Below are 7,953 nucleotides of genomic sequence, written 5' to 3'. Positions count from 1 at the left end.
TGTGGCCGCCAATGTTATAGGTCTCACCCAACTTACCTTCGGTAACCACTTTAAACAGTGCACGAGCATGGTCTTCGACATACAGCCAATCACGAATCTGACTACCGTCGCCATACACTGGCAACGGCTTGCCGTGCAATGCATTCAAAATAATGTGGGGAACGAGCTTTTCCGGAAAGTGATAGGGGCCGTAGTTGTTTGAGCAATTGGTAACCACAACGGGTAAACCGAAGGTGCGCCCCCATGCCCGAACTAAATGATCAGATCCCGCCTTGCTCGCGGAATAGGGTGAACTCGGTTCATACGAGGTGGTTTCGGTGAAGAGATCGTCGGTACCGTGAAGATCGCCATAAACCTCATCGGTGGAGATATGATGGAAACGAAAAGTGGCTTTTTTGCCGCCATCAAGCCCTTGCCAGTATACGCGGGCCGCTTCCAGCAGATTGTAGGTACCGACGACGTTGGTTTGGATAAAGGCGCCTGGGCCATCGATTGAGCGGTCAACATGGCTCTCTGCCGCCAGATGCATCACAAGATCAGGCTGGTGCTCGGCAAACACCGCACTCAGGGCGGCGAAATCGCAAATATCCACCTGCGCAAATGCGTAACGCGCTGACGCTTCCGCATTGGGAATAGATTCCAGATTGCCCGCATAGGTCAGCGCGTCGACGTTGATGACCGAGGCGTCAGTGTCGGCCAAAATATGGCGAACAACGGCACTGCCGATAAAGCCGGCGCCGCCGGTAACTAAACATTTCATATTAGAACCTGAATAATATCGCCTCTAAAAAGGCGACTCTGCCTACTCGTCAACACTAACGTGCCCGCTCAGTATTACCTACTTTATACTTTGGCAGGGACGCATTACGAAAATCACGCCAATGACTAAAACGATAAAAATGTCTGCGCAAACTAAACCACAGTTTTACCGGGTGAAATACCAGCCGCTGCCAAAGAAGCGGCTTCTCAATATTTACCGACAAGGATTTAACCACACTGGTTTCATGAACCAATTCAAAGGCAACGTGTGGCTCAACTGCATACACATTTAAGTCAAACAAAAAAAAGTGGTCGAATACTTTATCAACTGGTTCGTATATATGCTGGGCATAATCAATAAACTTTTTCATACCAACACGGTTCAACACGTAGGCCTGCGTTCCCAGTCCACCGCGCTCTGGTCGAACTAAATTATGCTCACCGACAAGGGGTTCGATTACCGTCCGCTTACGAATCCGTAGCGACATTAACCGGACCATATCGAGACCACGACCAAGAACCGAGCGATATACATCACCAAAGTACCGCTCAATCACAACATCATCTTCGATCAAGCAGACGTGTTCATAATCATTTTCATACGCCTTCTTAACCGCACGCAAATGGGACAAATAACAGCCCAATTCACTTGCCGTTAAGCGCCGACCATGACGCACCATCGCCAAATTACCGAGTATACGCTCGCCACCCTCTAAAGATGGCGTGCCGAGGCGACCATCAATAGCTGGGAACACCTCAGCGTCGACCCCTTGGCTCATTAGGTCGGCAATCAGCTTTTGGGTGTTCTCCGCCTCTGGCTTAAGGCTTATCACCCAACAAACACATTTTTTTGGCATGAAACCCTCTAAACATTCTCCAAGGTCGCCGCTACCCAAAAGGTCATCCCGATGACGCAGGATTCACGCGCTTTTGCCACCTTGAAATGCACATGGAATACTGGCATCACCTTGTAACAGCACAAAGTGCCGTTTATATTCACTCAGCACTTTAGCCGCGCGTCACGTAGACCTAGGATCGACTCTTATTTAGCGGCCATTGTAACATTGAAAGCAGAGCAGAACGCAGCACCGCAAGCAAAGCCAACATAGCGACGTTGCCACATACGCCAGCACCCACACCGGATTCTCACGCAATGCCCGTCAACAATATAATCATAAGCACGCAAAATTACCCCCCTAGCGCTGGCGGTATACAAAACTATATGCACGAACTCGCCCTTGCACTGCACGAGCTCGGCAACAAGGTGCAAGTTATCTGCGATGCCCCGACTGTTGACGGTCAAGCTGATTTTGACAATAGCTTGCCCTTTCCCGTAGAGCGACTAAGTGGCCCCAAATTTTTACGCCGCCGTCGCAAAGCTAAATCCGTAGTATTGCAGCTTAAAAAAACCACGCAGGCTATTTTAATTTGCGATAGCTGGAAAAGCCTGGAGCTACTCCAACCCAAAAAGTTGGGTCATGCCTACTGTATTTGCATAGCCCACGGTATGGAGTTTCCGGAGCAGGTAAAACAAAAGCACAAACGTATTTTTAAAACCTTATCGCGAGCAGATATCATCCTTGCCAATTCGCAATTTACCGCCCAACGAGTAAAACCATACGCACCCATACTAGAAAAGGTACAAATTCTTCATCCTGGGGTTACACCGCCAACACAAGCATCGGAAGCCGACCGGACAACGGTGCAAAACTGGCTTGGCAAGCACTCTCCCGCACTACTAACAGTAGGCCGCATAGAAGCGCGTAAGGGCCAAGACAAGATCATTGAAATCCTCCCCAAACTGCTAAAGGACCATCCACAACTTGTCTACTTGATTGCCGGAACAGGCCCCCTACTAGACGGCTTAGTGGCACGCGCAGAAGAGCTGGGCGTGAGTAGCCATATCAAGTTCTGCGGTCGAGTCAGCGACGGCGAGCGATCTGCCCTGCTGCAAAAAGCCGACCTTTTTGTTATGCCTTGCCGCGCCGTAGGCGATTCCGTTGAGGGTTTCGGGATAGTGTATATTGAGGCCGCCATGCTCGGCCTGCCAAGCCTTGCTGGACGCACCGGTGGCGCTGGAGATGCCGTTATAGACGGCCAAACTGGATTATTGTGTGACGGTGACAGCGAAGACGATATTTACCACGCCGTAAACAAGATGCTCAGTGATACACAAAAACTAAAAGAGATGGGACAGAACGCGCAGCACCGAGCCCAGACTGAATTGCAATGGCAACACATAGCCGAAAAGCTACTGTACTACGCTAACTAAGGCCAGGCTCTAAAATAAAAATAGTCGGGGAATGATTACTTCCCACTATGGAATAAAAAGCCGTGCATCCCCGGCCCCTTGCCTCGAGCCTTATCACTGAGCAGCTCGTCAATGCGCTCATGGATATTAGCCACTTTTCTTTTTGCTTTCTGTAACTGCATAAAATCCGGCATACGATGACCGGGAATAATGCCTGCGTTACCCACACCGTCAATAACAACCAATCTTTTAATTCTTACTTCGCCTGCTTCAGCTTGCTCGCATTGCACAACAAGATTGTGAAGTATCAAATCCCGCGACGGCACCCGATATCGCAACCAGTGCCGGCACAGCTCATCAACCGCCGCCCGACACTCATCGCTATACTCGTTCTCCCAAAGATACTGCTTAAGAGATACCGAAATATCGCCGCTACTATCTCTAATCAATTCCGAGCACAAGCCCTTACCCATATCTGTTTCAACAAAACCGAAACAGCGACTAATATGCGCAAAAATGCCGCCATCGTAGTGCCGCTCCAAACTCTGCATTACCCGAAATTCGTCTAGATTATCGTCAAAGCTAGAGAGAGGCTTAAGATTCTTTGGAAACCCTTTACTGCGCCGCCGCTCCTCAATACTAAAGTCGGGGCGTCGCACTTTTATACAGCGATCAACATCAGCAGGATCAACATAACACCAGCGGTTTCCTCCTGCCGCGAAGGGCTTTACATCATGCAGAGCAATCATTATTTATCACTGCCGTCTGGGTTAATATTGCGCGCCCAAACATAGTCATGACTAAAAGGCTGTGCCAATGTCGCCTCAATGATATAGCGCGAATAAAGCGACGAATTTAACTCTCCATGAAAAAACTCGCGAGCGCGCGCAGCCCAATCTTGACGCTTGGCGTCATCGTGATGAAACTCACGTATTTTGCTAATTAAATCTGCCTGGTCATCAAAATACACCAAGGTTTCTGGCGGCACATAATCAGCAAAGCTTCCGCTGCTATGAGCGAATTGCAAAACGCCGTTGCCGCCAAGCTGAGACATCCGGTCCGAGGTATACCAGTGATCTCCTTCCTGACGATTTAAATTAAGCGCCATTTTAGTTTTGGCTAATGCGAGATCGTAATCCCGCCCCCACACCGGTGCCTCGCCAAAACTGCCATAGGTTTTGAAATTTAACTCGCCATCAACAGCGTCTTTAATTCCCTTAACCACCTCTAAACGCTTGGTAAACTTAGTCGCATTACTGCAAAACAATAGATCAATGGGTAATTCTGAATCTGTCTTAACAGAGTTGTCCAAAATTTCAATACTTGGCTCTACCGGATTCGGAATATAGTAAAGTCGCGCACCCAGACCGGCGAAACGCTTTAAATCCCTTAGGCCGGTAGTCACAAAAACGGCATCCACCACCTCGGCAAACGCCGCTATGCGCTTACTATTATCAGGCACAAACAGGGGATCACAATTACAGTGAATTAGCACGCATTCAGGCCGACGCTGACGCACTAAGCGAAGACTCTCTACGGTAATAATATCGCTATGACCAATAACAACCAAGTCAGGATCATTACTTTCAACAACCTCTAGAAAGCGTTTATTTGCAGCCTTTTTACCCAGCTCACGGATACCAAACGGCGCCTCAAACGCGGCGACATCACGATCGGAAAAACTCCTCACATAGTGCTCATTGCGAATAAAGCCATACTTCATTTTTTCGGCCCAGCTACTCCGATTAGAACCATAGCTGCGCAAGCGCTCATAATCCACATGAAGTATTTTCATTATCGAACCTCGCCCCAACGCTTTTTTAATAAACGCTGATATACACCTAGCGTAGCCGCCAACTGACTACTTAAATAATAGTTTTCCGGGAGTTTAATCTCTGCGTCGGCATCAATTAAATCATCTACCCTAGCCGCAAAACTAACCACATCATCGGGCGTAACCAATCCTTGCGGAAAACCTGCGCTCAGTGATTCGCTAGCTCCACCGCGATCGTAAGCAACCACCGGCGTGCCACTTGCCAAGGATTCCGGCACGGTGCGGCCAAAAGGTTCTTCCTTGTTAGACATATGACAGGTCACTGACGCCAAGCCATAGAACTGCGCAATATCGCTGCGATGACCGACAAAGGTCACCGCGTTATCTAAATTCAACGACGACCGCATGGCGAGTAATTCATCGAAGTAATGCTGCTTACCGGGCTCAGCATCGCCCACCACAACACCGTGGCAATCCTGACGGAGTCGCACCAAACGTGACATCATTTCCAAAAATGCTTCCTGGCCCTTCCAACGCGTTAAGCGTCCTGGCATTAAAATAATATGTTTATCCTGCAATTGCGGGTATTGCTCAAATAGTTCTTTTTTCCAAGCAGGCGTGCACGCATCGTGATTAAAGGCAGCGGGATCTAACCCACGGGGAATAAGAGTAATACGGCTTTCTTCCGCTTTATAGTTGCGAATAATATATTTTTTTACGCAGTCAGATATGGCAATGAGATGCTCAGCCCGCGCCATGACCGCGCTGTAAAAATTGACGGAATACATGCCGTGAAAGGTGCTCACCAAACGCGGCCGAGTTGCCGGATCCATTTTTCGCCACGCCAACCAAACAATCCATGCCGGCGCCCGCGAGCGCACGTGAACGACATCCGCATTTAATAATTCGAGCAATCTTCGCATGGGTCGAACTTGCAGCAATGACCACAGCGATTTGCGATGCACCGGAAACGTAATGTGCTCACTACCGTCAGCGACTAGACCATCGACCATACGGCCGCCAAACGAAATGACGACCGATGTGTGACCACCGCGCACCAGCTCGCGCGCAAGCTCGACCGTGCCACGCTCCACGCCGCCTGAATTTAAAGCGGGTAAAACCTGCACTATTTTAAGCGGTTTAGTCTCGCTGATTTTCATGCTCTCTGCGTCGGACATGCACAATCCAAAAAGTAATCAATTAACGCGGTCATTGTCTTCACCGCCACGATCAATCTGTAGCCACCAATCTGCAACCCTGTCGGCCTCCCAAAGAGGGCGAACAGCTGGCGGCAATGGCCCCGCCAAATCTGCCGCACTGAACGCAGTAGCCAAGCCACTGCTAGCGAGCTGGGTCATACTTTTCACAACCCGAGAATCTCGCAGCGGCAACAGTTCAAGCAATCCCGTCGGCGCACCCGAGCTGACACTTTCATACACCATTGAGACACTGTCACAGCTCACCCAGACCTGTCCGACGCCTTGTAATATGTTCGGCAACCAACCCGGCCCAGTGTCGGAATAGGGCAAAATGTTGATATTTGCCAAGGACAACGCCGCCAACTCATCCAATAGATAGGGCGGCGTTCGCGGCGAATCAGACACCAGCCACTCCACGCCTGGCGCCGCTTCAGCAATACTCCGAAGCTGTTTAATAATACCCACATTATCCCATTGATAATGGGTATTTATTCCGCCCAACAGCATGAGCCCCTGACTTTTATTTCGACCCTCATAACACGGAACAATATGGTTGATCACACCATAGGTGCCCAGCACTAAATCTCGCTTAGGCGGTGAATCGTGGTAGGGCATACACACAGCATCAAACAAACCTAGGGGCAGCGAGGGGCGCATCAATAGAAATGCCTTAGCGCCCAAAACCCACTTACACCACAACATCGGGATATGGGTTTTACTGCCGGCGGCAAGCACCCAATCCGGTTTGATTTCCGCATCAAACTGAGCCAACAGGCCCTTGCGCCAGACAAAGCGAAAGGACTTCGATGTCAAATCAAACCAATGCACCTCAAGTTCGGCTTTTTCTTGCACCCGCGCAAGCAAGCCGCGCAATTGGTTGAGATGCCCCAGCCGACCATCGGTTATAAGCCATATGCGACGAACGCTCATTCGTAAAATCCAGCCTCGCCCACTGGTCGGGTTTTGAAACGACGATGCACCCACATGTATTGCTCAGGCACCATGCGAATATGTTCTTCAAGCATTGCATTAATTGCCCGCGCATCTGCTGCCGGATCGCCACTGGGAAAATTTTCCATAGGAATCATTTCAACGCGATAACGACGCCCACTATCAAGCCGCTGCTGCTTAGCGTAAACCACCCTCGCCCGCCCGCCTTTAGCCAAGGTGCTGGTACCAATGGTGGTGGCCGTAGGAATACCAAAAAACGGCACAAATTCGGCGGATTTACGGCCGTAATCCTGATCGGGCAAATAATATAGTCGCCGCCCCTCGCGCAGTCGCTTGAGCGCGCGCTTTATATCGCGCCGGTGAATAGGTTCACCATAGCGACCGCGGGATCGGCTCAAAATATATTCAAACACTGGGTTCTTGTGCTTGCGGTAAAACGAATCCGATGGATACTGTCTACCAACTAAGGTGCCGCAAACATCCAAGGTGGTGAAATGGGTAGCAATGATAATAATCCCGCTTCCACCTTCTGGCACTTCGAGATGTTCTTTACCAAGCAACTCAAACTCAACGCCAAGTTTTTCTGTCGGAATAAACCACACCCGCAGTGTCTCCATTAGCCCCACACCCTGATTGCGCATGGTCTTTTTGACTAATAAGCGGTATTCCGCCTCGCTCAACTCAGGAAAGCAAAGCTGCAAATTTACTTCACAAATATGACGACGTCTTTTCGCAAAATAATAGAATACATTGCCAATTCCCGCGCCTAACGCATAGCTAAGGCGCCGCGGTAAGTGGGCAAGCAGCCACAGCATGGCGATACCAAGCCAAACCGGCCAGTGTCGTGGATAAAGCAACTGTCTCTCAATTGTCATCTGATTGCATTACACTATTGCTACATTTCAATGCGGTTCCCGCGCTTAATATTACACGGCGCAAAGTGCCGCATTGTACACTGTTTGCCAACGGCAGTTAGCCGAGTATTCTCCCACCGACCAGAAGAATAGCCCTGATCATTC

General features: G+C 49.7%; 8 protein-coding genes. 1 reads left to right on the top strand and 7 read right to left on the bottom strand.

Going from position 1 to position 7,953, the window contains the following annotated elements; translation table 11 throughout:
* A partial coding sequence (gene rfbB / locus KXJ70_RS19120) for a dTDP-glucose 4,6-dehydratase (protein WP_219045139.1) occupies positions 1-760 on the bottom strand: 760 nt, incomplete at its 3' end.
* Positions 761-815: 55 nt separating this feature from the next.
* Positions 816-1,616: a glycosyltransferase family 25 protein gene (locus KXJ70_RS19115; RefSeq protein ID WP_219045138.1), complete on the bottom strand. Its 801-nt coding sequence runs from the start codon at positions 1,614-1,616 to the stop codon at positions 816-818.
* 296 nt (positions 1,617-1,912) lie between these two features.
* Between KXJ70_RS19115 and KXJ70_RS19110 the strand changes: the two genes are divergently transcribed.
* Positions 1,913-3,031 (top strand): glycosyltransferase family 4 protein, encoded by a 1,119-nt coding sequence (locus KXJ70_RS19110; RefSeq protein ID WP_255558589.1) that lies wholly within the window; start codon positions 1,913-1,915, stop codon positions 3,029-3,031.
* 35 nt (positions 3,032-3,066) lie between these two features.
* On the opposite strand, the gene KXJ70_RS19105 is transcribed toward KXJ70_RS19110, so the two are convergent.
* The 5 genes from KXJ70_RS19105 to lpxL are packed head-to-tail and all read right to left on the bottom strand — an operon-like array spanning position 3,067 to position 7,809.
* Entirely contained in the window at positions 3,067-3,759 is a 693-nt protein-coding gene (locus KXJ70_RS19105; RefSeq protein ID WP_219045136.1) for a YrbL family protein, read from the bottom strand.
* Entirely contained in the window at positions 3,759-4,805 is a 1,047-nt protein-coding gene (locus KXJ70_RS19100; protein ID WP_219045135.1) for a glycosyltransferase family protein, read from the bottom strand. Before KXJ70_RS19100 ends, KXJ70_RS19105 begins: the two co-directional genes overlap by 1 nt.
* Positions 4,805-5,962: a glycosyltransferase family 4 protein gene (locus KXJ70_RS19095; RefSeq protein ID WP_255558588.1), complete on the bottom strand. Its 1,158-nt coding sequence runs from the start codon at positions 5,960-5,962 to the stop codon at positions 4,805-4,807. The genes KXJ70_RS19100 and KXJ70_RS19095 overlap by 1 nt, the downstream gene beginning before the upstream one ends.
* An 18-nt stretch (positions 5,963-5,980) precedes the next feature.
* A complete protein-coding gene (locus KXJ70_RS19090) occupies positions 5,981-6,913 on the bottom strand; it encodes a mitochondrial fission ELM1 family protein (RefSeq protein WP_219045134.1) in 933 nt (310 codons plus the stop codon).
* On the bottom strand, positions 6,910-7,809 hold the full coding sequence (gene lpxL / locus KXJ70_RS19085; RefSeq protein WP_219045133.1) for an LpxL/LpxP family Kdo(2)-lipid IV(A) lauroyl/palmitoleoyl acyltransferase: 900 nt from the start codon (positions 7,807-7,809) through the stop codon (positions 6,910-6,912). The genes KXJ70_RS19090 and lpxL overlap by 4 nt, the downstream gene beginning before the upstream one ends.
* Between the last annotated feature and the right edge of the window lie 144 nt (positions 7,810-7,953).

Origin of the sequence: Zhongshania aquimaris, from assembly GCF_019312595.1 — a bacterium.
In the GTDB taxonomy this organism is placed as follows: Bacteria; Pseudomonadota; Gammaproteobacteria; order Pseudomonadales; family Spongiibacteraceae; genus Spongiibacter; species Spongiibacter aquimaris.
Note: the sequence above shows the minus strand (reverse complement) of the source record. Positions and strands in the feature narration are given on the sequence as shown.

Bases quoted from the DNA above. Each gene is read 5' to 3' on its own strand.
- KXJ70_RS19115 (WP_219045138.1), bottom strand. From the start codon at position 1,616: ATGCCAAAAAAATGTGTTTGTTGGGTGATAAGCCTTAAGCCAGAGGCG.
- KXJ70_RS19110 (WP_255558589.1), top strand. From the start codon at position 1,913: ATGCCCGTCAACAATATAATCATAAGCACGCAAAATTACCCCCCTAGC.
- KXJ70_RS19105 (WP_219045136.1), bottom strand. From the start codon at position 3,759: ATGATTGCTCTGCATGATGTAAAGCCCTTCGCGGCAGGAGGAAACCGC.
- KXJ70_RS19100 (WP_219045135.1), bottom strand. From the start codon at position 4,805: ATGAAAATACTTCATGTGGATTATGAGCGCTTGCGCAGCTATGGTTCT.
- KXJ70_RS19095 (WP_255558588.1), bottom strand. From the start codon at position 5,962: ATGTCCGACGCAGAGAGCATGAAAATCAGCGAGACTAAACCGCTTAAA.
- KXJ70_RS19090 (WP_219045134.1), bottom strand. From the start codon at position 6,913: ATGAGCGTTCGTCGCATATGGCTTATAACCGATGGTCGGCTGGGGCAT.
- lpxL (WP_219045133.1), bottom strand. From the start codon at position 7,809: ATGACAATTGAGAGACAGTTGCTTTATCCACGACACTGGCCGGTTTGG.